This window comes from Ruegeria sp. CI5 (genome assembly GCF_056536885.1).
Genome location: NZ_JBQFQN010000001.1, coordinates 1,206,589 through 1,232,562, shown reverse-complemented (window position 1 = coordinate 1,232,562; position 25,974 = coordinate 1,206,589). Strand labels below are relative to the sequence as shown.

Annotated in this window: 29 protein-coding genes; all 29 read left to right on the top strand. The window is 61.9% G+C overall.

The window, feature by feature from the left end:
* Nucleotides 1-28: 28 nt before the first annotated feature.
* The 29 genes from ACR0BA_RS06135 to ACR0BA_RS05995 all read left to right on the top strand — a co-directional run bounded on the left by ACR0BA_RS06135 (nucleotide 29) and on the right by ACR0BA_RS05995 (nucleotide 25,973).
* On the top strand, nucleotides 29-1,555 hold the full coding sequence (locus ACR0BA_RS06135; protein WP_480726936.1) for an AMP-binding protein: 1,527 nt from the start codon (nucleotides 29-31) through the stop codon (nucleotides 1,553-1,555).
* The gene (locus ACR0BA_RS06130) at nucleotides 1,552-2,028 is read left to right on the top strand and encodes a hypothetical protein (RefSeq protein ID WP_480726935.1); all 477 of its coding nucleotides are present in this window, start codon (nucleotides 1,552-1,554) and stop codon (nucleotides 2,026-2,028) included. Before ACR0BA_RS06135 ends, ACR0BA_RS06130 begins: the two co-directional genes overlap by 4 nt.
* Nucleotides 2,025-3,629: a carboxyl transferase domain-containing protein gene (locus ACR0BA_RS06125; RefSeq protein WP_480726933.1), complete on the top strand. Its 1,605-nt coding sequence runs from the start codon at nucleotides 2,025-2,027 to the stop codon at nucleotides 3,627-3,629. The genes ACR0BA_RS06130 and ACR0BA_RS06125 overlap by 4 nt, the downstream gene beginning before the upstream one ends.
* A 13-nt stretch (nucleotides 3,630-3,642) precedes the next feature.
* Nucleotides 3,643-4,059: an ASCH domain-containing protein gene (locus tag ACR0BA_RS06120; RefSeq protein ID WP_480726932.1), complete on the top strand. Its 417-nt coding sequence runs from the start codon at nucleotides 3,643-3,645 to the stop codon at nucleotides 4,057-4,059.
* Nucleotides 4,060-4,064: 5 nt separating this feature from the next.
* Nucleotides 4,065-5,996 (top strand): acetyl/propionyl/methylcrotonyl-CoA carboxylase subunit alpha, encoded by a 1,932-nt coding sequence (locus ACR0BA_RS06115; protein WP_480726931.1) that lies wholly within the window; start codon nucleotides 4,065-4,067, stop codon nucleotides 5,994-5,996.
* A 57-nt stretch (nucleotides 5,997-6,053) separates the two neighbouring features.
* Nucleotides 6,054-6,908, top strand: coding sequence for a hydroxymethylglutaryl-CoA lyase (locus tag ACR0BA_RS06110; RefSeq protein WP_480726929.1), 855 nt, complete (start codon nucleotides 6,054-6,056; stop codon nucleotides 6,906-6,908).
* A gap of 9 nt (nucleotides 6,909-6,917) precedes the next feature.
* Complete coding sequence (locus ACR0BA_RS06105) at nucleotides 6,918-7,706, top strand: crotonase/enoyl-CoA hydratase family protein (protein WP_480726927.1); 789 nt, start codon at nucleotides 6,918-6,920, stop codon at nucleotides 7,704-7,706.
* A gap of 187 nt (nucleotides 7,707-7,893) precedes the next feature.
* On the top strand, nucleotides 7,894-8,259 hold the full coding sequence (locus ACR0BA_RS06100; protein WP_093964903.1) for an NADH-quinone oxidoreductase subunit A: 366 nt from the start codon (nucleotides 7,894-7,896) through the stop codon (nucleotides 8,257-8,259).
* A complete protein-coding gene (locus ACR0BA_RS06095) occupies nucleotides 8,250-8,783 on the top strand; it encodes a NuoB/complex I 20 kDa subunit family protein (RefSeq protein WP_093964904.1) in 534 nt (177 codons plus the stop codon). The genes ACR0BA_RS06100 and ACR0BA_RS06095 overlap by 10 nt, the downstream gene beginning before the upstream one ends.
* Before the next feature lie 12 nt (nucleotides 8,784-8,795).
* The gene (locus ACR0BA_RS06090; protein WP_170340389.1) at nucleotides 8,796-9,398 is read left to right on the top strand and encodes an NADH-quinone oxidoreductase subunit C; all 603 of its coding nucleotides are present in this window, start codon (nucleotides 8,796-8,798) and stop codon (nucleotides 9,396-9,398) included.
* Between the two features lie 2 nt (nucleotides 9,399-9,400).
* On the top strand, nucleotides 9,401-9,574 hold the full coding sequence (locus ACR0BA_RS06085) for a hypothetical protein (protein ID WP_010442775.1): 174 nt from the start codon (nucleotides 9,401-9,403) through the stop codon (nucleotides 9,572-9,574).
* Between the two features lie 7 nt (nucleotides 9,575-9,581).
* A complete protein-coding gene (locus ACR0BA_RS06080; RefSeq protein ID WP_261391884.1) occupies nucleotides 9,582-9,707 on the top strand; it encodes a hypothetical protein in 126 nt (41 codons plus the stop codon).
* Entirely contained in the window at nucleotides 9,707-10,930 is a 1,224-nt protein-coding gene (locus ACR0BA_RS06075) for an NADH-quinone oxidoreductase subunit D (protein WP_170340391.1), read from the top strand. The genes ACR0BA_RS06080 and ACR0BA_RS06075 overlap by 1 nt, the downstream gene beginning before the upstream one ends.
* The gene (locus ACR0BA_RS06070) at nucleotides 10,930-12,078 is read left to right on the top strand and encodes an NADH-quinone oxidoreductase subunit E (protein WP_480726924.1); all 1,149 of its coding nucleotides are present in this window, start codon (nucleotides 10,930-10,932) and stop codon (nucleotides 12,076-12,078) included. The genes ACR0BA_RS06075 and ACR0BA_RS06070 overlap by 1 nt, the downstream gene beginning before the upstream one ends.
* Nucleotides 12,079-12,110: 32 nt before the next feature.
* Nucleotides 12,111-12,332, top strand: a complete 222-nt coding sequence (locus tag ACR0BA_RS06065; RefSeq protein WP_093964908.1) for a DUF5337 domain-containing protein — start codon at nucleotides 12,111-12,113, stop codon at nucleotides 12,330-12,332.
* 12 nt (nucleotides 12,333-12,344) lie between these two features.
* Complete coding sequence (nuoF, locus tag ACR0BA_RS06060) at nucleotides 12,345-13,643, top strand: NADH-quinone oxidoreductase subunit NuoF (protein WP_480726923.1); 1,299 nt, start codon at nucleotides 12,345-12,347, stop codon at nucleotides 13,641-13,643.
* 5 nt (nucleotides 13,644-13,648) lie between these two features.
* Entirely contained in the window at nucleotides 13,649-14,065 is a 417-nt protein-coding gene (locus ACR0BA_RS06055; RefSeq protein WP_480726921.1) for an MAPEG family protein, read from the top strand.
* The gene (locus ACR0BA_RS06050; protein WP_480726919.1) at nucleotides 14,065-14,442 is read left to right on the top strand and encodes a hypothetical protein; all 378 of its coding nucleotides are present in this window, start codon (nucleotides 14,065-14,067) and stop codon (nucleotides 14,440-14,442) included. Before ACR0BA_RS06055 ends, ACR0BA_RS06050 begins: the two co-directional genes overlap by 1 nt.
* A 98-nt stretch (nucleotides 14,443-14,540) precedes the next feature.
* Complete coding sequence (locus ACR0BA_RS06045; RefSeq protein ID WP_170357345.1) at nucleotides 14,541-14,945, top strand: DUF5333 domain-containing protein; 405 nt, start codon at nucleotides 14,541-14,543, stop codon at nucleotides 14,943-14,945.
* Between the two features lie 3 nt (nucleotides 14,946-14,948).
* Nucleotides 14,949-16,934 carry an NADH-quinone oxidoreductase subunit NuoG gene (gene nuoG / locus ACR0BA_RS06040; protein ID WP_480726917.1) on the top strand — a complete coding sequence of 662 codons (1,986 nt, stop codon included), beginning with the start codon at nucleotides 14,949-14,951 and terminating at the stop codon, nucleotides 16,932-16,934.
* A gap of 240 nt (nucleotides 16,935-17,174) precedes the next feature.
* On the top strand, nucleotides 17,175-18,212 hold the full coding sequence (gene nuoH, locus ACR0BA_RS06035; RefSeq protein ID WP_170340401.1) for an NADH-quinone oxidoreductase subunit NuoH: 1,038 nt from the start codon (nucleotides 17,175-17,177) through the stop codon (nucleotides 18,210-18,212).
* 2 nt (nucleotides 18,213-18,214) lie between these two features.
* On the top strand, nucleotides 18,215-18,709 hold the full coding sequence (gene nuoI / locus ACR0BA_RS06030) for an NADH-quinone oxidoreductase subunit NuoI (protein ID WP_480726915.1): 495 nt from the start codon (nucleotides 18,215-18,217) through the stop codon (nucleotides 18,707-18,709).
* On the top strand, nucleotides 18,706-19,128 hold the full coding sequence (locus ACR0BA_RS06025; RefSeq protein WP_093964916.1) for a carboxymuconolactone decarboxylase family protein: 423 nt from the start codon (nucleotides 18,706-18,708) through the stop codon (nucleotides 19,126-19,128). Before nuoI ends, ACR0BA_RS06025 begins: the two co-directional genes overlap by 4 nt.
* A complete protein-coding gene (locus tag ACR0BA_RS06020; RefSeq protein ID WP_480726913.1) occupies nucleotides 19,125-19,727 on the top strand; it encodes an NADH-quinone oxidoreductase subunit J in 603 nt (200 codons plus the stop codon). The genes ACR0BA_RS06025 and ACR0BA_RS06020 overlap by 4 nt, the downstream gene beginning before the upstream one ends.
* Before the next feature lie 4 nt (nucleotides 19,728-19,731).
* Nucleotides 19,732-20,037, top strand: coding sequence for an NADH-quinone oxidoreductase subunit NuoK (gene nuoK, locus ACR0BA_RS06015; protein WP_005984024.1), 306 nt, complete (start codon nucleotides 19,732-19,734; stop codon nucleotides 20,035-20,037).
* Nucleotides 20,038-20,043: 6 nt separating this feature from the next.
* Entirely contained in the window at nucleotides 20,044-22,170 is a 2,127-nt protein-coding gene (gene nuoL, locus ACR0BA_RS06010) for an NADH-quinone oxidoreductase subunit L (protein ID WP_480726911.1), read from the top strand.
* Nucleotides 22,170-23,711: an NADH-quinone oxidoreductase subunit M gene (locus ACR0BA_RS06005; protein WP_170340407.1), complete on the top strand. Its 1,542-nt coding sequence runs from the start codon at nucleotides 22,170-22,172 to the stop codon at nucleotides 23,709-23,711. The genes nuoL and ACR0BA_RS06005 overlap by 1 nt, the downstream gene beginning before the upstream one ends.
* Nucleotides 23,712-23,726: 15 nt before the next feature.
* Nucleotides 23,727-25,169 carry an NADH-quinone oxidoreductase subunit NuoN gene (gene nuoN / locus ACR0BA_RS06000; RefSeq protein ID WP_480726910.1) on the top strand — a complete coding sequence of 481 codons (1,443 nt, stop codon included), beginning with the start codon at nucleotides 23,727-23,729 and terminating at the stop codon, nucleotides 25,167-25,169.
* Between the two features lie 54 nt (nucleotides 25,170-25,223).
* A complete protein-coding gene (locus ACR0BA_RS05995) occupies nucleotides 25,224-25,973 on the top strand; it encodes a biotin--[acetyl-CoA-carboxylase] ligase (RefSeq protein ID WP_480726909.1) in 750 nt (249 codons plus the stop codon).
* Nucleotide 25,974 lies beyond the last annotated feature (1 nt).

Sequence of the window (25,974 nt, the reverse complement as noted above, 5' to 3'; positions counted from 1 at the left end):
AGTCGCTTAAATTTAAGGGAAAAACGCCATGCGTCCCGCTGAGGTCATACCGGGTTTGCGGTCTGGTGGCAGCTGGGACATTCCGCCCAGGCTGAACATGGCACGTCAGTGCCTGTCGCGGCCTAGTGAGCAGGTGGCGATCCTCGATCTGTCTTCCGAGGCTACGACCGAGATCACCTATGGTGAACTGGAACAAATGACCGACCGGCTGGCGCGCGGGTTGCTGGGCAGGGTGCAACCCGGCGACCGGGTCGGCGTGCTGCTCAGCCAGTCGCCGTGGTGCGCGGCGGCGCATCTGGCCATCTGGAAGATTGGGGCAATCTCGGTGCCGTTGTTCAAGCTGTTCAAACGCGATGCCCTGGCCTCGCGCCTCGGCGATGCGGGGGCCGGGTATGTGCTGACCGACGGCGAGGGCGCCGGTATGCTGGGTGATCTGGCGCAGCCGCTGATCGTGTCCGAACTGGGGTCGGACGGGCCTGCCGTGGAGTTTGCTGACACCGGCCCCGAGGATCCGGCGGTGCTGATCTACACCTCGGGCACAACGGGCAAGCCCAAAGGCGCGTTGCACGGGCACCGGGTGCTGACCGGGCATCTGCCGGGCGTTTCGACCAGCCACAACCACCTGCGCGCGGGCGACTGCCTGTGGACGCCGGCCGACTGGGCCTGGATCGGCGGGTTGTTCGACGTGCTGATGCCGGGGCTGGCGCTGGGCATTCCGGTCGTCGCCGCGCGGCTCGACAAGTTCACCCCCGAGGCCTGCGCGGACGTGATCGCGCGCGGCGGCGTGCGCAACGTTTTCTTTCCGCCCACGGCGCTGCGGATGCTCAAGGCCGCGGATGTGACGATCCCCGGCCTGCGGTCCGTGGCCTCGGGCGGCGAGCCTTTGGGTGCGGAAATGCTGGCGTGGGGACAGCGGGCCTTTGGTCTGACGATCAACGAATTCTATGGCCAGACCGAATGCAATATGGTGGTTTCCTCCTGCGCCGAGGATTTCCACGCGCGCCCGGGCTGCATCGGCAAGCCCGTGCCGGGCCACGAGGTCGCGGTGATCGACACGGACGGCAATCCGACCGACGCCGAGGGTGATGTGGCTATCCGGCGCGATTCGGCCTCGATGCTGCTGGAATACTGGAACAACCCGCAGGCCACCGCCGAGAAATTTCGCGGCGATTGGCTGGTCACCGGTGACCGCGGCGTGTGGGAGGGCGACTATCTGCGCTTTGTCGGCCGCGAGGATGACGTGATCACCTCGGCCGGTTACCGCATTGGCCCGGCCGAGATCGAGGATTGCCTGCTGACCCATCCGGCGGTGGCGACGGTTGGCGTGGTCGGCAAGCCCGACCCGCTGCGGACCGAGATCGTCAAGGCCTATGTGGTGTTGAAACCGGGGGCCGAGGCCACGGGTGCCGAGTTGCAGGATTGGGTCAAGGACCGTCTGGCGCATTATTCCTATCCGCGTGAGGTGGCGTTTCTGGAGGAATTGCCGATGACGGTGACGGGGAAGGTGATCCGCAAGGAGTTGAAGGCGCGGGCGGCGGGTGAGGTAAGTACATGAAATACAAACTGATTGTCATGTTCCTGTCAGTTTCCTGTGTTTGTCGAGCGAGCGCAGAAACCAATCCAGTTCCTATAGACGCCTTGGAGTGGTTTGAGGGGTGCACTCAACTTACTCAGCCTGCCAATGGGATGGTCATGGATACCAGTTGTGCGGATCTTGCCGTCCAATACTGCATTACCGGTCGTCTTAAAGAAAAACGACTACAATGCCTCGCCGACCTTTCAGAGCACATGGTTTCGCTATCGGCCACGATTAAAGACAGTATTCCTCAGTCTATAGAGGGATCGACTTGGCAGGCGCGTAATTATGAACGCAGATACCTGCAGTTGGTCGAAGACGTCTTTGATGTTTGCGACGCGTCTCCCATTGAAGAAATCCCGCCAGATGCTTGGTGCGACATTTATCTGAATTCTGGTGAATGGGCACAATGGCGGTCTTTGCAGCGACTTGCCTTAGAGGTTAAGCAATGAAACTCACATCCAAAGCCATGCCCACCTCCGAGGGCTTCAAGGCCAACCGAGCAGCCCACCTCGACGCGCTGGCGCAAATCTCTGCCGCCGCCGAAGCGGCCCGTATGGGCGGGGGTGAAAAATCCCGCGCGCGGCATGAATCCCGGGGCAAGATGCTGCCGCGCCGGCGGGTGGCGAACCTGCTGGACCCGGGGTCTCCGTTCCTCGAAATCGGCGCGACGGCTGCGCATGGGATGTATGGCGATGCCGCGCCCTGCGCCGGCGTCATCGCGGGCATAGGCCTTGTGCAGGGGCAGCAGGTCATGGTGGTCTGCAACGACGCCACCGTGAAGGGCGGAACCTACTACCCGATGACGGTCAAGAAACACCTGCGCGCGCAGGAGATCGCCGAAGAAAACCATCTGCCCTGCATCTATCTGGTGGACAGCGGCGGCGCGAACCTGCCCAACCAGGACGATGTCTTTCCCGACCGCGACCATTTCGGCCGCATCTTCTACAACCAGGCCCGGATGAGCGCGAAGGGCATCCCGCAGATCGCCGTGGTGATGGGCTCGTGCACCGCAGGCGGCGCCTATGTGCCGGCCATGTCCGACGTGACGATCATCGTCAAGGAACAGGGCACGATTTTTCTGGCCGGCCCGCCGCTGGTCAAGGCGGCGACGGGCGAGGTCGTCAGTGCAGAAGACCTGGGCGGCGGCGACGTGCACACGCGCCTGTCGGGCGTCGCCGACTATCTGGCCGAGGATGACGCCCACGCGCTGGCGCTGGCCCGCCGGGCCGTTGGTTCGCTGAACAGGCACAAGCCGCAGACGGTGGATTGGGCCAGCCCCGAAGACCCGGCCTATGACCCCGAGGAAATCCTGGGAGTCGTCCCGGCCGATCTGCGCACGCCCTATGACATCCGCGAGGTGATCGCGCGTCTGGTCGATGGCTCGCGCTTTGACGAGTTCAAGCCTCGGTTCGGTGAGACGCTGGTGACCGGCTTTGCCCATGTCAAAGGCTGCCCCGTCGGGATCATCGCCAACAATGGCGTGCTGTTTTCCGAGGCCGCGCAGAAAGGCGCGCATTTCGTCGAGCTGTGCAGCCAGCGCAAGATCCCGCTGGTCTTCTTGCAAAACATCACCGGGTTCATGGTGGGCCGCAAGTACGAGAACGAAGGCATCGCGCGCCACGGCGCCAAGATGGTGACCGCCGTGGCCACCACAAGCGTGCCCAAGATTACCATGCTGGTGGGCGGCTCGTTCGGGGCCGGGAACTATGGCATGGCGGGCCGCGCCTATCAGCCCCGCTTCCTGTGGACGTGGCCGAACAGCCGTATCTCGGTCATGGGTGGCGAACAGGCCGCCGGTGTTCTGGCAACGGTCAAACGCGACGGGATCGAACGGCAGGGCGGCACATGGTCGGCCGAAGAAGAGTCCGAATTCAAACGCCCGACGCTGGAAATGTTCGAGGAACAGTCGCACCCGCTTTATGCCTCTGCCCGGCTATGGGATGACGGCATCATCGACCCGCGCAAAAGCCGCGACGTGCTGGCCCTGTCGCTGAGCGCCGCATTGAACGCCCCGATTGAGGACACGCGCTTTGGCGTGTTCCGGATGTAGAAGGGGCGGTTCGATGCTGGAGAGCTTGAAAGAAAGATATCCGGGGGCCGAGACCTTTCAGTTCGGCGACAGCCGGGCATTGTGCGACGAATTGCTGGCTCTGGTCCGCTCGGGGCACAAGACCGCGACATGTGGCGCGTTGCGGGACTTTGCGGCGGGTGGCGAGGCAATGCCGCAGGCAGGTCGCCGCGACATCGCCTTGGACTGGGACGGACGGCCCGCGCTGGTCATCGAAACGGTCGAGGTGACGGTCCGGCGCTATTGCGATGTGGACGAGGCATTTGCCCTGGCCGAGGGCGAAAACGACAGCCTGGAAGGCTGGCGCGAGGATCATCGCAGATATTTCGAACGAAACGGCGGCTTCGACCCGAAGATGGAGTTGGTCTGCGAACGGTTTCGCCTTGTGGAAGATCTGGCAGGGAAAGGGTAACGGCCATGTTTGACAAGATCCTGATTGCCAACCGGGGCGAGATTGCCTGCCGGGTCATCGAAACCGCGCACAAGATGGGCGTGGCCTGCGTTGCCGTGTACTCGGATGCGGACGCGGCCGCCAAACATGTGCAGATGGCGGATGAGGCCGTACATATCGGCGGGGCGGCTCCGGCCGACAGCTATCTGAAGGGGGATGTGATCATTCAGGCCGCGCTGGATACCGGCGCGCAGGCGATCCACCCCGGCTATGGGTTTCTGTCCGAGAACCCTGATTTCGTCGATGCGGTTCAGGCGGCGGGCCTGACCTTCATCGGCCCCTCGGCGGATGCGATCCGGAAGATGGGCCTGAAGGATGCCGCCAAGGCGCTGATGGAGCAGGCCGGCGTCCCGGTCGTGCCCGGTTATCACGGCGACAACCAGGACCCCGAGCATCTGGCCGGTGCGGCCGATACGATCGGCTATCCAGTTCTGATCAAGGCGGTGGCCGGCGGAGGTGGTAAGGGGATGCGGCTGGTCGAGAGACCGGCGGATTTCGCCGCTGCTTTGGACAGCGCCCGGGGCGAGGCCAAGACCGCCTTTGGCAATGATGCCGTTCTGGTCGAGAAATTCGTGGCCAAGCCCCGCCATATCGAGGTGCAGGTTTTTGGTGATGGCACCCATGCCGTGCATCTGTTCGAACGCGACTGCTCGCTGCAGCGCCGCCATCAGAAGGTTATCGAGGAAGCCCCGGCTCCCGGAATGACGCCCGAGATGCGCGAAGCGATGGGGCAGGCGGGCGTGCGCGCGGCCGAGGCTATCGGCTACAAGGGCGCGGGCACGGTCGAGTTCATCGTCGATGCCTCGGACGGGCTGCGCCCCGACCGGTTCTGGTTCATGGAGATGAACACCCGCCTGCAGGTCGAACACCCGGTGACCGAGGCCATCACCGGCATCGACCTGGTCGAATGGCAGTTGCGGGTTGCGGCGGGGGAAAGCCTGCCCAAACGGCAGGCAGAGCTGTCGATCAACGGCCATGCCTTCGAGGCCCGGCTCTATGCCGAGGACGTGCCCAAAGGGTTCCTGCCCGCGACGGGCACCCTGACCCATCTGGAGTTTCCGCACGATTGCCGCGCCGACAGCGGCGTGCGGGCGGGCGACACGATCAGCCCATGGTATGACCCGATGATCGCCAAGGTGATCGTGCACGGCCCGACCCGCGCGGTGGCGCTGGAACAACTGCACCGCGCGCTGCGCCGGACGCAGGTGGCGGGAACAGTCACCAACCTGTCCTTTCTGGGCGCACTGACCCGGCACGCCGGGTTTGCGGCAGGCGATGTAGATACCGGGTTGATCGGCCGCGATCTGGACGATCTGGTGCGCGAACCGGCCGTCACCCCGGCAATGACCGTTGCGGCCGCGATGGCCGCGACCGGACTGGACAAACCCGCCGAGGATACGGGGTTTACTCTCTGGGCCCCGCTGCACCGGGCGCTTCAGCTGAAGCGCGACGGCGAGGTTCTGGATCTGGACGTTCAGGTTGCAGGACCGGACAGGCAGGACTGGCAGGTCGGCGGGACCAGCGTGATCGCCGAACGGGTCAACGGCCGCTGGATCATCGACGGCCAACCGATGCCTCCGGTTGCGATTGCGGGCCACGATGTCACCGTGTTCGACGCCTATGGCGTCAGCTTCGAGGTGCTGGACCCGCTGGACCGCGATGTCAGCGCCGCCGGTGATACCAACGTGGTCGAGGCGCCGATGCCCGGGTTGGTCAAGGCGGTGTTCACCGCGCCGGGGCAGGCGGTGAAGGAGGGCGACCGGCTGGCCATCCTCGAGGCCATGAAGATGGAGCATTCGCTGCTGGCAGCACGCGACGGCGTCGTGGCCGAGGTTCTGGCCGAGGCCGGATCGCAGGTCGAGGCTGGCGCGGCGCTGGTCCGGCTGGAAGACGACTGAAACCCTGAACGCCCACCCCGAGCGGGGCGGGCCGGGACTGAACAGGAGGGCACCGCCATGGCGGAACGTGTCGAGATTTTCGAAGTGGGGCCGCGCGACGGGCTGCAGAACGAAAAGCGTGAAATCCCGGTTTCCGAGAAGATCGCGCTGGTCGACTGCCTCAGCCGGGCGGGGTTCAGCCGGATCGAGGTGGCCAGTTTCGTGTCGCCCAAATGGGTGCCGCAGATGGCCGGCAGCGCCGAGGTGTTGGCCGGGATCACCCGCGCCCCCGGCGTGCGCTATGCCGCGCTGACCCCGAACATGCGTGGCTATGAGGACGCGCTGGCTGCCGGTGCGGATGAAATCGCGGTGTTTGCCTCGGCGTCGGAGGGGTTTTCCAAGGCCAACATCAACGCGACCATCGCCGAATCCATCGAGCGTTTCGTCCCGATCCTCGAGGCGGCGCGTCATATCGACCTGCCGGTGCGGGGATACGTCTCTTGCGTGACCGACTGCCCCTATGACGGGCCGACGCCCCCCGCCAAGGTGGCCGAGGTGGCCGACCTGCTGTTCTCGCACGGCTGTTACGAGATCTCGCTGGGCGACACGATCGGGCAGGGGACACCCGACAGCATCGCTCGGATGCTGCTGGCGGTGCGTGAATATGTGCCCGCGACCCGCCTGGCCGGGCATTTCCACGACACCAACGGGCGCGCGATCGACAATATCGATGCTTCCCTTGCGCTGGGCGTTCGCGTTTTCGACGCAGCCGTAGGCGGATTGGGCGGCTGCCCCTACGCGCCGGGCGCGGCCGGGAATGTGGCAACCGAAGCCGTGGCCGCGCATCTGGAGCGGCTGGGCTATGACACCGGACTGGACGCCGCTGTGCTGAACCAAGCGGCGGAAATGGCCCGCGCGATGCGGGCGGGATAAGAGGCTGACATGTTTGAAACCATCTCGATCTCCACCGACTTGCGCGGCGTCGCTACGCTGACGCTGAGTCGGCCGGAAAAACACAACGCGATGTCTGCGCAGATGATCGCCGAGCTGACACAGGCCGCGGCGCAGTTGGGCAAAGCCAACGATGTGCGCGTCGTAGTTCTGACCGGCGCGGGCAAAAGCTTCTGCGCCGGGGGGGATCTGGGCTGGATGCAGGCCCAGATGGAAGCCGACCCCGAGACCCGCTTTGTCGAGGCGCGCAAGCTGGCCGAGATGCTGAACGCCCTGAACACCCTGCCCAAGCCGTTGATCGGCGCGCTGCAGGGCAATGCCTTTGGCGGTGGCGTGGGCATGGCCGCGGTCTGCGACGTGGCCATCGGTGTGGACAGCCTGAAGATGGGGCTGACCGAAACCCGGCTGGGGCTGATACCGGCCACCATCGGGCCCTATGTCATCGCCCGCATGGGCGAGGCCCGCGCGCGGCGCGTGTTCATGTCGGCCCGTCTGTTCGACGCGGCCGAGGCGGTGGATCTTGGCCTGCTCGCGCGGGCCGTTCCGGCGGATGAGTTGGATGCCGCGATCGAAGCCGAAGTGCAGCCCTATCTGTCCTGTGCGCCGGGCGCCGTGGCCTCGGCAAAGGCGTTGGTTCGGGACCTCGGGCCGCGCATCGACGACGCGGTGATCGACCACACGATCCGGGCGCTGGTCGACCGATGGGAAACCGACGAGGCGCATGAGGGAATCAGCGCTTTCTTCGACAAGCGAAAACCTTCATGGAATAGTAAGGTTTGACCGCCCGCGACCATTTGAAGCCAAGGGCTTGCGCCTGGTGCAGCGCTGGGCGTTGGCAAGCCGAATATTCGGTGCCATGCGCGCTTCTGCTCGGTTGACCCTCTGACCCCGCGCGGATAGAGAATGTCCAGTCAACACGCCAATTGACGGCGCGTCTCGTTCGGGATGCGCAGGAAAGGAGCCACTCGTGGAAGAGCTGTTGCGGGAATATCTCCCGATCCTGGTGTTTCTGGCCGTCGCCGTGGGCCTTGGAATCGTCCTGATTCTGGCCGCCGTCGTTCTGGCTGTCCGCAATCCCGACCCCGAAAAGGTCAGCGCCTATGAATGCGGGTTCAACGCGTTCGACGATGCGCGGATGAAGTTCGATGTCCGATTCTATCTGGTGTCGATCCTGTTCATCATCTTCGACCTCGAGATTGCGTTCCTGTTTCCCTGGGCCGTGGGCTTCAAGGACATCAGCGATGTCGGTTTCTGGTCGATGATGGTGTTCCTGGGCGTTCTGACCATCGGCTTTGCCTATGAATGGAAGAAGGGGGCCCTGGAATGGGAGTGATGACGGGTGCAAACACCGCGGGCGTCGACAAGGAAGTCGCCACCCAGGCCCTGAACGCCGAGCTGCAGGACAAAGGGTTCCTGCTGACCTCGTCCGAGGACATCATCAACTGGGCGCGCACCGGCTCGCTGCACTGGATGACCTTTGGTCTGGCCTGCTGCGCGGTCGAGATGATGCACACCTCGATGCCGCGCTACGACGCCGAACGCTTCGGCATCGCGCCGCGCGCATCCCCGCGCCAGTCGGACGTGATGATCGTGGCCGGTACGCTGACCAACAAGATGGCCCCGGCGCTGCGCAAGGTCTATGACCAGATGCCCGAGCCGCGCTATGTGATCTCGATGGGATCCTGCGCCAATGGTGGTGGCTATTACCACTATTCCTATTCCGTCGTGCGTGGTTGCGACCGCATCGTTCCGGTGGACATCTATGTGCCCGGCTGCCCGCCGACGGCCGAGGCGCTGCTGTACGGTCTGCTGCAGCTGCAGCGCAAGATCCGCCGCACCGGCACCATCGTCCGCTGAGGAGGGACCGAGATGAGCGAAGCACTCAAGGAACTCGGCACGCATATCGAGCTGAAGCGCACGGACTGTGTTCTGTCATGGAGCGTAGCCCATGACGAGCTGACGGTTGATGTTGCGCCCTCGAGCCTGGTGGAGTTTGTCGAGTTTCTGAAAACGGATCAGAACTGCAAGTTTTCGACCTTGGTCGACATTACCGGAGTTGATTACCCCGAACGTGCCAAACGGTTCGACGTGGTTTACCACTTTCTTTCGATGTACCAGAACCAGCGTATCCGTATCCGGATTTCGGTGCGCGAGGAAGACATGGTTCCGTCGATCGTCGATGTGCACCCCTCGGCCAACTGGTTCGAGCGTGAAGTGTTCGACATGTTCGGCATCCTGTTCTCGGGCCACCCGGACCTGCGTCGCATCCTGACCGACTATGGCTTCCGCGGCTATCCGCTGCGCAAGGATTTTCCGACTACCGGGTATATCGAAGTCCGCTACGACGAAGCGCAGAAACGGGTCGTGTACGAACCGGTCTCGCTGGTTCAGGAGTATCGCCAGTTTGATTTCATGAGCCCGTGGGAAGGTGCGAACTATGTTCTGCCGGGGGATGAAAAACAGGAGACCTGACAATGGGTGGCATCTGGTGGCTGATCCTTTCTGCACTGACCATCATTCCGATGGTGAAGATTTTGCCGTTTTTCGGGATCAACAAATACTGGTGCCTTCTCTGCCTGGTCCCATTCGGCACGATCGCGTTGCTGTGGTGGGTCGGGTTGAAACTGCAGGAACTGGAGCGCCGCTGAGATGGTCATGCTGCTGGGGGAACTGATTGCGTTGGGTGCGCTGGGGGTCCTGCTGGCGGGGGCCGCAGCCAAAGCGCTTGAGGCGGAAAAGGTCCGGGTTCGGGCCGAAGCGAAAAAGAAACGAGGGCGTTGATGGACGGCTCAAGATACGATGACGGCAGCACGGACGCGCTGAGCGGAGAACAGAAGATCCGCAACTTCAACATCAACTTCGGCCCGCAGCACCCTGCGGCGCACGGAGTTTTGCGTCTTGTGCTTGAGCTGGACGGCGAGATCGTCGAACGTTGCGACCCGCATATCGGCCTGCTGCACCGCGGTACCGAAAAGCTGATGGAAAGCCGGACGTATCTGCAGAACCTGCCGTATTTCGACCGGTTGGACTATGTGGCGCCGATGAACCAGGAACATGCCTGGTGCCTTGCCATCGAAAAGCTGACCGGCGTCGAAGTTCCGCGCCGGGCCTCGTTGATCCGGGTCCTCTATTCCGAGATTGGGCGCGTTTTGAACCATCTGCTCAACGTGACCACGCAGGCGATGGACGTGGGCGCGCTGACGCCGCCGCTGTGGGGCTTTGAAGAGCGTGAAAAGCTGATGGTGTTCTACGAGCGTGCCTGCGGTGCGCGCCTGCACGCGGCCTATTTCCGCCCCGGCGGTGTACATCAGGATCTTCCGCCCGAACTGCTGGATGACATCGAGACCTGGAGCCACGAGTTCCCCGCCGTTCTGGACGACATTGACGGACTGCTGACCGAGAACCGCATCTTCAAACAGCGCAACTGCGACATCGGCGTGGTGACCGAGGAAGATATCCAGCAATACGGTTTTTCGGGCGTGATGGTGCGCGGTTCGGGCCTGGCCTGGGACCTGCGCCGCGCGCAACCCTATGAATGCTACGACGAGTTCGAGTTCCAGATCCCCGTCGGCAAGAACGGGGACTGCTATGACCGTTACCTGGTGCGGATGGAAGAAATGCGCCAGTCGGTGTCGATCATCCGGCAGGCTATCGCCAAGCTGCGCGACTGCCCGGGCGACATTCTGGCCCGCGGCAAGATCACGCCGCCGAAACGCTCGGACATGAAGACCTCGATGGAGAGCCTGATCCATCACTTCAAACTTTACACCGAAGGCTTCCACGTCCCCGCAGGCGAAGTCTATGCCGCCGTCGAAGCACCCAAGGGCGAGTTCGGCGTCTATCTGGTCGCCGACGGCACCAACAAGCCGTACCGCGCCAAGCTGCGTGCGCCCGGTTTCCTGCACCTGCAAGCCATGGACCACGTCGCCAAGGGCCACCAGCTGGCCGACGTCGCCGCCATCATTGGCACCATGGACGTCGTATTTGGAGAGATTGACCGCTAATGCTCCGCCGTCTTCATCCCGAACAACCCGAAAGCTTTGCCTTCACCGCTGCCAACCAGCAATGGGCCGAAGCGCAGATCACCAAATACCCCGAGGGCCGTCAGGCCAGCGCGGTCATCCCGCTGCTGTGGCGCGCGCAAGAGCAGGAGGGCTGGCTGAGCCGCCCGGCGATTGAAACCGTCGCTGACATGCTGGGCATGTCCTACATCCGGGTGCTTGAGGTTGCGTCCTTCTACTTCATGTTCCAGCTGCAACCGGTTGGGTCCGTTGCGCATATTCAGGTCTGTGGCACGACGTCCTGCATGATCTGCGGGGCCGAGGACCTGATCGCGGTCTGCCGCGAAAAGATCGCGCCCAAGCCGCACCAGCTGTCGGCGGACGGCAAGCTGAGCTGGGAAGAGGTCGAGTGCCTGGGTTCCTGCACCAACGCCCCGATGGCACAGATCGGTAAAGACTATTACGAGGACCTGACCGCCGAGAGTTTTGGTCGGATCATTGATGAACTGGTCGCTGGCAAGGTTCCGGTGCCCGGTCCCCAGAACGGGCGTTACGCGGCCGAGCCTCTGGGCGGGGTGACCAGCCTGAAGGACTACGAGGGTGGCAAGGCAAAGCACAATGCCAGTGTGCAACTGGCCACGGAACTGGGCGATACCGTCAAGCGCATCGACGGAACCGAAGTTCCGATCCTGACGCCTTGGTTGGGCAAGGATGGCAAAGCCGCCGGAGCGAAAGCCGCGCCCAAGCCGCCGAAGGTGCCAGAGCAGGGCAAACCAGCCGCCCGTCAGGCCGCGCCCAAAAAATCCGCCAAGGCCGAGCCATCTTCGCCCGAGGGTGCTGCGGCCAAGCCAGAAGCGACTGAGGCTCAGCCCGAAACGCTGAGCGGTGCGCGTGAGGGCAAGCCCGACGACCTCAAGCTGCTGAAAGGTGTGGGGCCGAAGCTCGAGCAGACGCTGAACGAACTCGGGTTCTACCACTTCGATCAGATCGCGGCCTGGACGCCAGAACATGTGGCCTGGGTTGATGCCCGGCTGAAGTTCAAGGGCCGGATCGAACGCGACGGCTGGATCGAGCAGGCGGCCAAGCTGGCTGCTGGCGAGGAAACCGAATTTGCCAAACGTGCCAAGCAAGACGGCACCTACGAAGACTGAGAGACGGTGCCCGAACCGGGCAACGGAGAGTGATGGACAAGGACAAGGAACAGGCCATCGCCCGCAAGGGCCGACATATCGGCGTGGTCATCGCGGTGACCATGCTGTTGTGGCTTGCCATGACCCTGTTCATCGGCCCGGCGCTGGAGCTGCCGGGACGCTTTGCGCTGCTGTTTGATTTCGCCGCGATCGCGGCGTTCATCTATGCGGGCGTCAACATATTTCAACTCTGGCGCATGCGTCAGGACAGCTGAAGGTAACACGCGATGCTGAAGGATCAGGACCGGATCTTTACCAACATCTACGGGATGCACGAGCGCACCTTGAAGGGCGCCCACGCCCGGGGGCATTGGGACGGCACTGCTGGCCTGATGGAAAAGGGTCGTGACTGGATCATCCAGACGATGAAAGACTCAGGGTTGCGCGGGCGTGGCGGTGCGGGCTTCCCGACCGGCCTTAAATGGTCGTTCATGCCGAAGGAAAGCGATGGCCGCCCGTCCTATCTGGTGGTCAATGCCGACGAATCCGAACCGGGCACCTGCAAGGACCGCGAGATCATGCGCCACGATCCGCACACGCTGATCGAAGGCTGCCTGATTGCGTCTTTCGCGATGAATGCGCACACCTGCTACATCTACCTGCGCGGCGAGTACATTCGTGAGCGCGAGGCACTGCAGGCTGCAATTGACGAAGCCTATGACGCGGGCCTTCTGGGCAAGAATGCCGCTGGATCGGGATGGGATTTCGACCTGTTCCTGCATCACGGGGCAGGCGCCTACATCTGTGGTGAGGAAACCGCCCTGATCGAAAGCCTCGAAGGTAAGAAGGGCATGCCGCGCATGAAGCCGCCGTTCCCGGCCGGGGCGGGTCTGTATGGCTGCCCGACCACGGTGAACAACGTGGAATCCATCGCCGTCGTGCCCACGATCCTGCGCCGCGGTGCCGACTGGTTCGCCGGTTTCGGTCGCCAGAACAACGCGGGCACCAAGCTGTTTGCCGTCTCGGGTCACGTCAATACCCCCTGTGTGGTCGAAGAGGCGATGTCGATCAGCTTTGAAGAATTGATCGAGACCCATTGCGGTGGCATCCGCGGCGGGTGGGACAACCTGCTGGCCGTGATCCCCGGAGGCTCGTCCGTGCCCTGCGTCCGCGGCGAGAACATGCGCGACGCGATCATGGATTTCGACTATCTGCGCAACGACCTGGGCTCGGGGCTTGGAACGGCGGCGGTGATCGTGATGGACAAGTCCACCGACATCATCAAGGCGATCTGGCGCCTGTCGAAATTCTACAAGCACGAAAGCTGTGGCCAGTGCACGCCCTGCCGTGAAGGTACCGGCTGGATGATGCGGGTGATGGACCGCCTTGTGCGCGGCGAGGCCGAACTGGAAGAGATCGACATGCTGTTCGAGGTGACCAAGCAGGTCGAAGGCCATACGATCTGTGCGCTGGGTGACGCGGCCGCATGGCCGATCCAGGGCCTGATCCGCAACTTCCGCGAAGAAATCGAAGACCGCATCAAGGCTCAGAAATCGGGCCGTATGGGTGCGATGGCGGCGGAGTGACAACGATGGAAGCCTATGCAGAGTATTCCCACGCGATTGCGTCTTTGGTGATTTTCACACTGGTCGTTTTGTTCCTGTCGCCGTTTTCGGCACTGGCGAAACAGGGCAAAGGGCTGGCTCCCGGCGCGACCCCCGACCAGGACTATGCCGACAAGGCCTATCGCCTGAACCGTGCCTATCTGAACGGCACCGAGACTTTGCCCGCGTTTATGACCGTTACTGTTGCAGCCATTCTGTTGGGTGCCAGCCCGTTCTGGGTGAACTGGCTGGCCGCGATTGCCTTGGTCGCGCGACTGGTGATGCTTGTCGTACACATTCAGGGCGTCGGCAAACCGCATAGCGGTATTCGTTCAGTCCTGTATGTGGTGGCCTGGGCCTGCATGTTCGTGCTTGGGATCCTTGCATTGGTGGCTGCATTCTGATGGCCGTCACAATTGTTGATATCACCGCGAACCTGCGTCGCCCGGCTGTCGGTGTCCTTGTTCTGCTAACGCTGCTTTCGGCATGCGGGACGGCGCCAACCAGCGACCGGATCCTGTTTGACGGCAAGTCGTTTCGGGCCAAGGCAAAGCCGGTCGACAAGAAACGGTCGCCTGCGGATTTCACCGTGACGATCAAAGGTGTGTCGGCTTCGCTGGACGGCGCGCGCGAGGCTGGTCGGTACGAGGGCACCCGGTTCTGCATTCAGAATTTCGGTTCCTCCCGCATTGCGTGGAAGGTTGGTCCTGACACCGAACCGCAGAACCTGCGCGTCGAAAATGACAGCCTGACATTTGCCGGAGCCTGTCAACGACCATGAGCTTCGCTATTGCATATCCTGCGCTGATCGGACCGTCGTTATTGCATAACAGCCGTGCTGCGGAACGTCTTGGGGAACCCAAGACGAAAGGATATGTCATGAAACTTGTGAAACTTGCCGCATTTGCCTGTGCGATGGCGTTGCCCGTCTCGGCGGACGCCAAGCCGCCCTTGCGTGAAGTCAAGGAAATCGACAACGAGCTCTACTACATCGCCATCGCAAATGAGATCTCGGAATACTGCCCGTCGATCAGTGGGCGGCGTATGAAAGCAATCGGTGTGATGTGGAGCCTGCGGTCCAAGGCCAACAGCCTGGGTTATTCGGACGGAGAGATCCGGGCCTATGTCGAGTCGGATTCCGAAAAGGCGCGGATGCGGGCCAAAGGCGAAAAATACCTCGCGCAGAACGGCGTGAGCTACGGAAAAGCTGAAACATTCTGTGCCCTGGGGCGCAAGGAAATCGAACGAAACAGCGCCATTGGCGTGTATTTGAGGGCGAACTAGACCATGTCTGACCTCCGCAAGATCGTAATCGACGACAAGGAAATCGAAGTCGATGGCGCGATGACCCTGATCCAGGCCTGCGAACAGGCCGGGGTCGAGGTGCCACGGTTCTGCTATCATGAGCGCCTGTCGATTGCCGGTAACTGCCGCATGTGCCTGGTCGAGGTCGTGGGCGGGCCGCCCAAGCCCGCCGCCTCGTGCGCGATGCAGGTGCGCGATCTGCGCCCAGGGCCGGAAGGTCAACCGCCGGTGGTCAAGACCAACTCTCCCATGGTCAAGAAGGCCCGGGAAGGCGTCATGGAGTTTCTGCTGATCAACCACCCCTTGGATTGCCCGATCTGTGACCAGGGCGGTGAATGCGATCTGCAGGACCAGGCAATGGCCTACGGTATGTCGGCCAGCCGGTTCAAAGAAGCCAAGCGGGCCGTGGATGATCTGGATCTGGGTCCGCTGGTTGGTACGGCCATGACCCGCTGCATCAGCTGCACCCGCTGTGTGCGTTTCACGACCGAGATCGCGGGTATCGACCAGATGGGCCAGACGGGCAGGGGCGAGGATGCGGAAATTACCTCGTACCTGAACCAGACGCTGGATTCGAACCTGCAGGGCAACATCATTGACCTGTGCCCGGTGGGGGCGCTGACTTCCAAGCCTTATGCCTTTACCGCACGCCCGTGGGAACTGACAAAGACCGAAACCATCGACGTGATGGATGCGCTGGGATCGAACATTCGTGTCGATACCAAGGGCCGCGAAGTGATGCGCATTCTGCCGCGCAACCATGATGGCGTGAACGAAGAGTGGATCTCGGACAAGACGCGTTTCGTCTGGGACGGTTTGCGCCGTCAACGTCTGGACACGCCCTATATCCGTGAAAACGGTCGCCTGCGCGCCGCCAGCTGGCCCGAGGCTTTGGCCACCGCCGCAGCGGCGATGAAGGGCAAGAAGGTTGCCGGTCTGATCGGCGATCTGGTTCCTGTCGAAGCCGCCTTTGCGTTGAAGCAGATGATTGAGGGGCTGGGTGGCAAGGTCGAATGCCGAACCGACAATGCCCGCCTGCCTATCGGCAACCGTTCGGGCTATGTCGGCAATGTGACGATCGAGGAGATCGACACGGCGAAAGAGATCATCCTGATCGGCACCAACCCGCGGGACGAGGCCCCGGTGCTGAATGCGCGCATCCGCAAGGCGTGGCTGGCGGGCGCCAATGTCAAATTGATCGGCCCGACCGTTGATCTGACTTATGACTACGAGCATCTTGGCACCGACCGCGATGCGCTGGCCAAGGCCAAGGCAAGCAATGAAGCCGTTGTGATCGTCGGACAGGGCGCCGTGTCCGAGGCAGACGGTCTGGCTGTTTTGGCCGCCGCGCGCGCGCTGTCGGGTCGGATGCTTGTTCTGCACACTGCGGCCGCCCGCGTCGGTGCGATGGATGTGGGTGCAGTGACGGAGGGTGGCCTTGAGGCTGCAATCGACGGCGCCGAGGTGATCTTCAACCTGGGCGCGGACGAGGTCGATATCGATGCGGGTCCATTCGTCATTTACCAGGGCAGCCACGGTGACCGCGGTGCACACCGCGCCGACGTCATCCTGCCAGGCGCAGCCTACACCGAGGAAAACGGTCTGTTCGTCAACACCGAGGGTCGCCCTCAATTGGCGATGCGCGCCGGATTTGCACCGGGTGAAGCCAAGGAAAACTGGGCGATCCTGCGGGCGCTTTCGGCAGAGTTGGGCGAGAAACTTCCTTATGACACGTTGGCCCAGCTGCGGCAAAAGCTGATCGAAGCAGTGCCGCATCTGGCCGGGATCGACCAAGTGCCCGAGAACGAAGATCAGGCAATCGAGGCCGGACCTTTGGGACAGGCCGATTTCCGGACCGTGATCAAGGATTTCTATCTGACCAACCCGATTGCACGAGCCTCGCAGTTGATGGCCGAGCTTTCGGCGCTGGCCAAGGCGCGCGGTGACCAAAAGATTGCCGCGGAATGAGGCTTGCAACGACCATAAACCGCAAAGCGGGCGGAAGCCCGAGCTCGTTTTTCCCAGAGGAGATACGAGGGGCGTGGTCGTATGTTTTGCCGAATGAAATGAAGGAAAAAGGTGGCGTGCGGGCAGCGGATGCTGTTTACACCAATTCGCCAAACCAATCGCGAGCGACGCGAGTCTCCGACCGGCCGGTCGGGCCTCGCGATGGCAGCGGAAAACGGAATACCCACGGTGTGAGGACCAATGGCTGAATTCTTTGACACCCCAGGCGGAATAGCCCTGATCATATTGGCGCAGGTGCTGGCCGTCGTGGCCTTCGTGATGATCTCGCTGCTGTTTCTGGTCTATGGCGACCGCAAGATCTGGGCCGCGGTCCAGATGCGTCGCGGCCCCAACGTGGTTGGCGTTTACGGCCTGCTGCAATCGGTGGCGGACGCACTGAAATACGTCGTCAAAGAGGTGGTGATCCCTGCCGGCGCGGACCGGACTGTGTTCATCCTGGCACCGCTGACGTCCTTCGTGCTGGCCATGATCGCCTGGGCAGTCATTCCGTTCAATGACGGCTGGGTCCTGTCCGACATCAACGTGGCTATCCTCTATGTGTTCGCAGTGTCCTCGCTCGAGGTGTACGGCGTTATTATGGGCGGATGGGCGTCGAACTCGAAATACCCGTTCCTGGGCTCGTTGCGCTCGGCCGCGCAGATGATTTCTTATGAGGTTTCGATCGGCCTGATCATCATCGGGGTGATCATTTCGACCGGGTCGATGAATTTTGGTGACATCGTGCGGGCGCAGGATGGCTCGTTCGGGTTCTTCAGCTGGTACTGGCTGCCGCATTTCCCGATGGTCTTCTTGTTCTTCATCTCGGCCCTGGCCGAGACCAACCGCCCGCCGTTCGACCTGCCCGAAGCTGAATCGGAACTGGTCGCAGGCTATCAGGTCGAATACTCGGCAACGCCCTTCCTGCTGTTCATGGCCGGCGAATACATCGCCATCTTCCTGATGTGCGCGCTGACCACGCTGCTGTTCTTCGGCGGCTGGCTGTCGCCGATCCCCGGCCTGCCCGATGGCGTGCTGTGGATGGTCGCCAAGATGGCGTTCTTCTTCTTCCTCTTCGCGATGGTCAAGGCGATCACGCCCCGTTACCGCTATGACCAGCTGATGCGGCTGGGCTGGAAAGTGTTCCTGCCGTTCAGCCTGGTGTGGGTGGTGTTCGTGGCCTTTGCGGCGAAATTCGACTGGTTCTGGGGTGCATTCGCCCGTTGGAGCGTAGGAGGCTGACAATGGCAAATATCGACTATACCCGCGCGGCCAAATACTTCCTTCTGCAGGATTTCTGGGTCGGCATGAAGCTGGGATTGAAGTACTTCTTCGCCGCCAAGGCCACCGTGAACTACCCCCACGAAAAGGGTCCGCTGTCGCCCCGGTTCCGCGGTGAACACGCCCTGCGCCGTTACCCCAACGGCGAGGAGCGCTGCATCGCCTGCAAATTGTGCGAGGCTGTGTGCCCCGCGCAGGCCATCACCATCGACGCCGAACCGCGCGAGGACGGCAGCCGCCGTACAACGCGCTATGACATCGACATGACCAAGTGCATCTACTGCGGCTTCTGCCAAGAGGCCTGCCCGGTCGATGCCATCGTCGAGGGGCCGAATTTCGAATTCGCCACGGAAACCCGCGAAGAGCTGTTCTATGACAAGCAGAAACTGCTGGACAACGGTGAACGCTGGGAAGCCGAGATCGCCCGCAATCTGGAACTGGACGCGCCCTACCGATGAGCGATCCGGCCAAAAACCCATTCGAGCAGATGCTCAGACAGGCGCATGACATGGCCAAGGCGTTCAACCCGGCGCTGGAGAGCTATTCGCCCGTCGACGCGATGCGCGGCTTCGAGGCGCTGTGGCCGACCATGCCCAAAGAGGTCATGGAAATGATGTTCGGCAACACCGTCAATCCGGGCGGACTGGATGCCAAGACCCGCCTGTTGCTGACGCTGGCCGGGCTGACCTGTCAGGGCGCACAGGCCGACACGGCCATTCGCCAGACGGTGCGCCACGCCATCGAGGCAGGGGCCAAGAAACAAGAGATCGTGGAAACGATCGGTCAGATGTCGGTCTTTGCCGGCATCCCGGCCATGACCCGGGCGCTGGAATTGGCGCAGGAGGCCATGGGCGAAAACGAGGAAGATGACCAATGAGCGTATTTGCCTTTTACCTCTTTGCCATCAGCGCCATCACAGGCGGGCTGTTCACAGTGATCAGCCGGCAGCCGGTGCATTCGGTGCTGTGGCTGATCCTGGCCTTCCTGTCGTCGGCGGGGCTGTTCGTGCTGCTGGGGGCGGAATTCGTCGCCATGCTGCTGATCATCGTCTATGTCGGCGCGGTGGCGGTGCTGTTCCTGTTCGTGGTGATGATGCTGGACGTGGACTTTGCCGAGCTCAAGGCCGAGATGGCGCGCTACATGCCTTTGGCCCTGCTGATCGGGCTGGTCATCCTTATGCAGTTCGTCATGGCCTTTGGCGCCTGGGAAAGCGCACAAGGCGCGACCGCCAATCTGGCCCAGCCGATCCCGGCCGACCGCCACAACACGGAGGCACTGGGTGTCATCCTTTACGATCAATACTTCCTTCTGTTCCAACTGGCGGGCCTGATCCTGCTGGTGGCCATGATCGGCGCCATCGTGCTGACACTGCGCCACCGCAAGGACATCAAGCGTCAGGACATCGTCGGTCAGATGATGCGTGACCCGGCCAAGGCGATGGAGTTGAAGGACGTGAAACCGGGGCAGGGACTTTGAGACGATGATCGGACTTGAACACTATCTTACCGTCGCGGCGACGCTGTTCGTCATCGGCATCTTCGGTCTCTTCCTGAACCGCAAGAACGTCATCATCCTGCTGATGAGCATCGAACTGATGCTGTTGGCCGTGAACATCAACCTCGTGGCGTTTTCCAGTTTCCTCGGCGATCTGGTCGGGCAGGTCTTCACGCTGTTCGTGCTGACCGTGGCCGCGGCCGAGGCTGCCATCGGGTTGGCCATTCTGGTCTGCTTCTTCCGCAACCGCGGCACCATCGCGGTTGAAGACGTCAACATGATGAAGGGGTAAGGGATCATGGAAACCACAATCCTCTTTGCCCCGCTCGTGGGCGCGCTGATCTGCGGCTTTGGCTGGAAGTTCATAGGCGAAAAGGCCGCGCTGTGGACGGCGACGGGTCTGCTGTTCCTGGCCTGTTTGCTGTCGTGGATCGTCTTCTTCAGCTTTGACGGGCAGACCCAGCAGATCGAGATCATGCGCTGGATCGAGAGCGGCTCGCTGTCGACCTCGTGGGCCGTTCGTCTGGACCGGCTGACCGCCATCATGTTGATCGTCGTCACCACCGTTTCGGCGCTCGTGCACCTTTATTCGTTCGGCTATATGGATCACGACCCGCAGTGGCGCGAGGGCGAAAGCTACAAGCCGCGCTTCTTTGCATATCTGTCCTTCTTCACCTTCGCCATGCTGATGCTGGTGACGGCCGACAACCTCGTACAGATGTTCTTCGGCTGGGAAGGCGTGGGCGTCGCGTCGTACCTGCTGATCGGTTTTTACTATCGCAAACCCTCGGCCAATGCGGCGGCGATGAAAGCGTTCATCGTCAACCGTGTGGGCGACTTCGGCTTCGCGCTTGGGATATTTGCGCTGTTCTTCCTGACCGACAGCATCAACTTCTCGGATATCTTTGCCGCTGCACCCCAGCTGGCAGAAACGCAACTGACCTTCTTGTGGGGCGAATGGACCGCGATCGAGGTCATCTGCGTGCTACTGTTCATCGGTGCGATGGGCAAGTCGGCGCAGTTGATCCTGCACACCTGGTTGCCGGACGCGATGGAGGGCCCGACGCCCGTGTCGGCGCTGATCCACGCGGCCACCATGGTGACGGCCGGTGTGTTCCTGGTTTGCCGCATGTCGCCGCTGATGGAGTTCGCGCCAGGAGCAACCGGGTTCGTCACCGTGCTCGGGGCTGCCACCGCTTTCTTTGCCGCGACCGTGGGCTTGGTGCAGACGGACATCAAACGCGTGATCGCCTATTCGACCTGCTCGCAGCTGGGCTACATGTTCGTGGCCGCAGGCGTGGGCATGTATTCGGCGGCGATGTTCCACCTGTTCACGCATGCCTTCTTCAAGGCGCTCTTGTTTCTGGGGGCGGGCTCGGTGATCCACGCCATGCACCACGAACAGGACATGATGAACTATGGCAACCTGCGCAAGAAGATCCCCTATACCTTCTGGGCGATGATGATCGGCACGCTGGCCATCACCGGTGTCGGTATCCCGCTGACCACGATCGGCTTTGCCGGTTTCCTGTCCAAGGACGCCATCATCGAAAGCGCCTATGCCGGCGGATCGGCCTTCGGGTTCTGGGCGCTGGTGATCGCGGCCGCGATGACCTCGTTCTACAGCTGGCGCCTGATCTTCCTGACCTTCTATGGCGAGGAGCGGGGCGACAAGCACACGCATGAGCACGCGCACGAAAGCCCGATGGTCATGCTGGTGCCGCTGGGTGTTCTGTCGCTGGGCGCCGTGTTCGCGGGTATGATCTGGTACAACAACTTCTTCGGTCACGCCGATCAGGTGGGCAAGTTCTATGGCATTCCGGTTGCCGAGGCGCATGCCGACGCCGGTGACCATGCCAAGGCCGATGAACATGGCGACGACACGCATGCCACCGAATCCCATGGCGACGAGGCTGCGAATGATGACAAGGCGAAGGGCGGAGATCACCACTATGCCTTTGTCGGCAAACCGGGCGAGGGTGCGCTGTACATCGCGCCGGACAACCATGTTCTGGACGACGCGCATGCGGCGCCGAAATGGGTCAAGGTCTCGCCGTTCATCGCAATGGTTCTGGGCTTTGGACTGGCCTACCTGTTCTACATCGTGAACCCGGCGCTGCCGGGCCGCCTGGCCGAGAACCAGCGTCCGCTGTACCTGTTCCTCAAGAACAAGTGGTACTTTGACGAAATCTACGACGCGATCCTTGTCAAACCGACTGTGGCCCTTGGCCGGTTCCTGTGGAAGGGCGGTGACGGCAAGACGATCGACGGTTTCCTGAACGGAGTAGCAATGGGCGTCGTTCCCTTCTTCACCCGCCTCGCAGGCAAGGCGCAGACGGGCTACATCTTCACTTACGCCTTCTGGATGGTTCTGGGGATCGCCGCCCTGGTCACCTGGATGTCGATCGGCGGAGGCGCAAACTGATGGACAATATCCTATCCATTGTAACGTTCATTCCGGCCATTTCCGCCGGTCTGATGGCGCTGTTCCTGCATGGGAACGATGTGGCCGCACAGCGCAATGCCAAGTGGATCGCGCTGGTTGCGACCACAGTGACCTTCCTTGTTTCGATCGGAATCTATACCGAGTTCGACCCATCGAACACCGGCTTCCAGATGGTGGAAGAGGGTCAGTGGCTGCTGGGCCTGAAGTACAAGATGGGCGTGGATGGCATCAGCGTTCTGTTCGTGCTGCTGACCACCTTCATCATGCCGCTGACCATCTTGGCCAGCTGGAACGTGACCGACCGGGTCAAGGAATACATGATCGCCTTCCTGCTTCTGGAAACGCTGATGCTCGGCGTATTCATGGCGCTGGATCTGGTGCTGTTCTACCTGTTCTTCGAAGCCGGGCTGATCCCGATGTTCCTGATCATCGGGATTTGGGGCGGCAAGGACCGGATCTACGCCAGCTTCAAGTTCTTCCTCTACACCTTCCTCGGCTCGGTTCTGATGCTGGTGGCGATGGTGGCGATGTATGCGGATGCAGGCACAACGGACATTGCCGCGCTCATGACGCACCAGTTCTCGTCCGAGAGCTTCAGCGTGCTGGGTGTCCACATTGTCGGCGGTATGCAGACGCTGATGTTCCTCGCGTTCTTTGCGTCCTTCGCGGTGAAGATGCCGATGTGGCCCGTGCACACCTGGTTGCCAGACGCGCACGTTCAGGCACCGACGGCGGGCTCGGTCGTGCTGGCGGCAATTCTGCTGAAGATGGGTGGCTATGGTTTCCTGCGTTTTAGCTTGCCCATGTTCCCTGTCGGGTCGGCCGTGATGACCGATCTGGTGCTGTGGCTGTCGGCAATCGCCGTGGTCTATACCTCGTTGGTGGCGCTGGTGCAGGAGGACATGAAAAAGCTGATCGCCTATTCTTCGGTCGCGCATATGGGTTTTGTGACCATGGGCATCTTTGCCGCCAACCAGCAGGGCATCGACGGGGCGATTTTCCAGATGCTCAGCCACGGGTTCATCTCGGCCGCGCTGTTCCTTTGTGTTGGCGTGATCTACGACCGGATGCACACCCGCGACATCGAGGCCTATGGCGGCCTGGTGATCCGGATGCCGGCCTATGCGTTGGTGTTCATGCTGTTCACCATGGCCAATGTGGGCCTGCCGGGCACCAGCGGGTTCATCGGCGAATTCCTGACGCTTATGGGCACCTTCCAGGTCAACACCTGGGTGACCGCAGTGGCGGCCAGCGGTGTGATCTTCTCGGCGGCTTATGCGCTTTGGTTGTATCGCCGCGTGGTCTTTGGCGACCTGATCAAGGAAAGCCTCAAGTCGATCACCGACATGAGCACACGCGAGCGTCTGATCTTTGCGCCGCTGATCGTCATGACCATCCTGCTGGGCGTCTATCCGTCGCTGGTCACCGACGTGATCGGCAATTCGACCGCCGCGCTGATTTCGAACTATGACACGGCTCTGGCCGCGGCCGAGGCCGCGACCCAGGTCGCTTCGCACTAAGGGAGCTTTGGAGACATGATCCAGGCTGATCTCACTGTAATTCTGCCGGAAATCATTCTGGCGATCTATGCGATGGCGGCGCTGATCGGAGCTGTCTACACCAGCAAGGATGCGCTGGCTCCGGTTCTGGTCTGGACGACGGCCGGACTGATGGCGGCGCTGTCGTTCTGGATCGCGTCGAACGGCTCGGGGACCAACGTGGCCTTCAACGGCATGTTCATCGACGACGGGTTCGCCCGATTTGCAAAGGTCGCGATTCTGCTATCGGCCGCCGCGGTTCTGGTTATGAGCCAGGAGTACATGGCGCGCCGGAACCTGCTGCGTTTCGAGTATCCGTTGCTGGTGGCTTTGGCAGCGGTCGGCATGATGATGATGGTCAGCGCCGGCGATTTGATGTCGCTCTATATGGGTCTCGAGCTGCAGTCGCTGTCTCTGTATGTCGTGGCGGCCCTGCGCCGTGACAGCGCCAAATCGACCGAGGCGGGGCTGAAGTATTTCGTTTTGGGTGCGCTCAGTTCCGGATTGCTGCTGTTCGGCGCATCTCTGGTCTATGGGTTCACCGGTACGACGCTGTTCTCGGGCATCATCAACACGGTGCATCACGGCGATGTCTCGGTTGGGCTTCTGTTTGGCCTTGTTCTGCTGATCTCGGGTTTGGCATTCAAGATTTCGGCGGTTCCGTTCCACATGTGGACACCGGACGTTTACGAGGGCTCGCCCACTCCGGTGACGGCTTTCTTTGCAACCGCACCCAAAGTTGCAGCGATGGCCTTGTTCGCGCGCGTTCTGCATGATGCGTTCGGCGGTGCCATCGCGGACTGGCAGCAGGTGATCGTGCTGCTTTCGGTCCTGTCGATGTTGCTGGGGGCCGTGGCTGCCATCGGGCAGCGCGACATCAAACGGCTGATGGCCTATTCGTCAATTGCACATATGGGGTACGCGCTGATCGGTCTGGCCGCAGGCACCGAATTGGGTGTCAAAGCGATGTTGATGTATCTGGCGGTCTATGTGACCATGAATATCGGCACCTTCGCCTTCATCCTGATGATGGAGCGCGACGGCAAGCCGGTGACAGACATCGACGCCCTGCGCCAGTATTCCAAGCGGGACCCGGGCAAGGCGCTGGCCGTGCTGATCCTGATGTTCAGCCTTGCCGGCGTACCGCCAATGCTGGGGTTCTTCGCCAAGTTCGGCGTCTGGCAGGCCGGTGTGCAAGCTGACCTGATTGGGTTGGTTATTGCATCGGCAATCGCCTCGGTGATCGGTGCCTTCTACTACCTGCGGATCGTCTTCTACATGTATTTCGGCGACGAAAACGAAGATCCGATCGAAACCCGCTCGACCCCGGTATTGTGGGTTGCTCTGATGGGGTCGGCCGCATTGATGTTGATCGGTGTGGTCTACCAGTTCGGGATCGAGGGCGCAGCGGCAGCCGCGGCGACGACGCTTGTCAACTGACCGTTTCAACAAAATCTGGAAAGGGGCTCGGCCATCAGGCCGGGCCTTTTTGGCATGAGCACCTGGCCCCAAGGATACGGTCTGCATATCCTGCAGGAAGTTGACAGCACCCTGAATGAGGCCGCGCGGATCGCACCCACTGCAACAGGTCCGGTCTGGATCCTGGCGCATCATCAAACCGCCGCGCGTGGCAGGCGCGGCCGGGCGTGGTCCAACCCCCAGGGCAACCTGGCAGCAACCTTGTTGCTGCGGCCCGAGGGCAATCCAGAGCAGGCAGCCCTTCGCAGCTTTGTTGCCGCGCTGGCGCTTTTTGATGCCTGTGTTTCGGTCACCGGTCGCGCACAGGGGTTCGCATTGAAATGGCCGAATGACGTGTTGTTGAACGGCGGGAAACTGGCCGGCATCCTGTTGGAAAGCACGGGGCAGGGGCGCGACGTATCCCACCTTGCGATCGGCATCGGGGTGAACCTCGCAGACGCGCCTGATCCTGAGACAGTTGAGCAGGGAGCTCTGCGGCCCGTTTCGTTGTTGTCGGAAACCGGGGCTCAGGTGTCCGCCGAGGATTTTCTGACTGAGCTCGCCGATGCCTACGCAAAGCTCGAACTGCAGTTTGTTACCTACGGGTTTGAACCGATCCGCAAAGCGTGGCTGGACCGGGCCGCGAAGCTGGGCGAGGTGATTACCGCGCGCACAGGTGCTTCGGAAACCGTCGGGACCTTTGAAACGGTGGACGCGGGCGGCAACCTTGTCCTAAACACCGCCAAGGGCCGCGTCAGCATTCCGGCGGCAGACGTTTATTTCTGAA

Bases quoted from the DNA above. Each gene is read 5' to 3' on its own strand.
- ACR0BA_RS06120 (WP_480726932.1), top strand. From the start codon at position 3,643: ATGCTGGAGAGCTTGAAAGAAAGATATCCGGGGGCCGAGACCTTTCAG.
- nuoK (WP_005984024.1), top strand. From the start codon at position 19,732: ATGATCGGACTTGAACACTATCTTACCGTCGCGGCGACGCTGTTCGTC.
- nuoF (WP_480726923.1), top strand. From the start codon at position 12,345: ATGCTGAAGGATCAGGACCGGATCTTTACCAACATCTACGGGATGCAC.
- ACR0BA_RS06095 (WP_093964904.1), top strand. From the start codon at position 8,250: ATGGGAGTGATGACGGGTGCAAACACCGCGGGCGTCGACAAGGAAGTC.
- ACR0BA_RS06085 (WP_010442775.1), top strand. From the start codon at position 9,401: ATGGGTGGCATCTGGTGGCTGATCCTTTCTGCACTGACCATCATTCCG.
- ACR0BA_RS06080 (WP_261391884.1), top strand. From the start codon at position 9,582: ATGCTGCTGGGGGAACTGATTGCGTTGGGTGCGCTGGGGGTCCTGCTG.
- ACR0BA_RS06045 (WP_170357345.1), top strand. From the start codon at position 14,541: ATGAAACTTGTGAAACTTGCCGCATTTGCCTGTGCGATGGCGTTGCCC.
- ACR0BA_RS06135 (WP_480726936.1), top strand. From the start codon at position 29: ATGCGTCCCGCTGAGGTCATACCGGGTTTGCGGTCTGGTGGCAGCTGG.
- ACR0BA_RS05995 (WP_480726909.1), top strand. From the start codon at position 25,224: ATGAGCACCTGGCCCCAAGGATACGGTCTGCATATCCTGCAGGAAGTT.
- ACR0BA_RS06125 (WP_480726933.1), top strand. From the start codon at position 2,025: ATGAAACTCACATCCAAAGCCATGCCCACCTCCGAGGGCTTCAAGGCC.
- ACR0BA_RS06065 (WP_093964908.1), top strand. From the start codon at position 12,111: ATGGACAAGGACAAGGAACAGGCCATCGCCCGCAAGGGCCGACATATC.
- ACR0BA_RS06130 (WP_480726935.1), top strand. From the start codon at position 1,552: ATGAAATACAAACTGATTGTCATGTTCCTGTCAGTTTCCTGTGTTTGT.
- ACR0BA_RS06055 (WP_480726921.1), top strand. From the start codon at position 13,649: ATGGAAGCCTATGCAGAGTATTCCCACGCGATTGCGTCTTTGGTGATT.
- nuoI (WP_480726915.1), top strand. From the start codon at position 18,215: ATGGCAAATATCGACTATACCCGCGCGGCCAAATACTTCCTTCTGCAG.
- nuoH (WP_170340401.1), top strand. From the start codon at position 17,175: ATGGCTGAATTCTTTGACACCCCAGGCGGAATAGCCCTGATCATATTG.
- ACR0BA_RS06020 (WP_480726913.1), top strand. From the start codon at position 19,125: ATGAGCGTATTTGCCTTTTACCTCTTTGCCATCAGCGCCATCACAGGC.
- ACR0BA_RS06050 (WP_480726919.1), top strand. From the start codon at position 14,065: ATGGCCGTCACAATTGTTGATATCACCGCGAACCTGCGTCGCCCGGCT.
- nuoG (WP_480726917.1), top strand. From the start codon at position 14,949: ATGTCTGACCTCCGCAAGATCGTAATCGACGACAAGGAAATCGAAGTC.
- ACR0BA_RS06090 (WP_170340389.1), top strand. From the start codon at position 8,796: ATGAGCGAAGCACTCAAGGAACTCGGCACGCATATCGAGCTGAAGCGC.
- ACR0BA_RS06075 (WP_170340391.1), top strand. From the start codon at position 9,707: ATGGACGGCTCAAGATACGATGACGGCAGCACGGACGCGCTGAGCGGA.
- nuoL (WP_480726911.1), top strand. From the start codon at position 20,044: ATGGAAACCACAATCCTCTTTGCCCCGCTCGTGGGCGCGCTGATCTGC.
- ACR0BA_RS06115 (WP_480726931.1), top strand. From the start codon at position 4,065: ATGTTTGACAAGATCCTGATTGCCAACCGGGGCGAGATTGCCTGCCGG.
- ACR0BA_RS06070 (WP_480726924.1), top strand. From the start codon at position 10,930: ATGCTCCGCCGTCTTCATCCCGAACAACCCGAAAGCTTTGCCTTCACC.
- nuoN (WP_480726910.1), top strand. From the start codon at position 23,727: ATGATCCAGGCTGATCTCACTGTAATTCTGCCGGAAATCATTCTGGCG.
- ACR0BA_RS06105 (WP_480726927.1), top strand. From the start codon at position 6,918: ATGTTTGAAACCATCTCGATCTCCACCGACTTGCGCGGCGTCGCTACG.
- ACR0BA_RS06110 (WP_480726929.1), top strand. From the start codon at position 6,054: ATGGCGGAACGTGTCGAGATTTTCGAAGTGGGGCCGCGCGACGGGCTG.
- ACR0BA_RS06025 (WP_093964916.1), top strand. From the start codon at position 18,706: ATGAGCGATCCGGCCAAAAACCCATTCGAGCAGATGCTCAGACAGGCG.
- ACR0BA_RS06005 (WP_170340407.1), top strand. From the start codon at position 22,170: ATGGACAATATCCTATCCATTGTAACGTTCATTCCGGCCATTTCCGCC.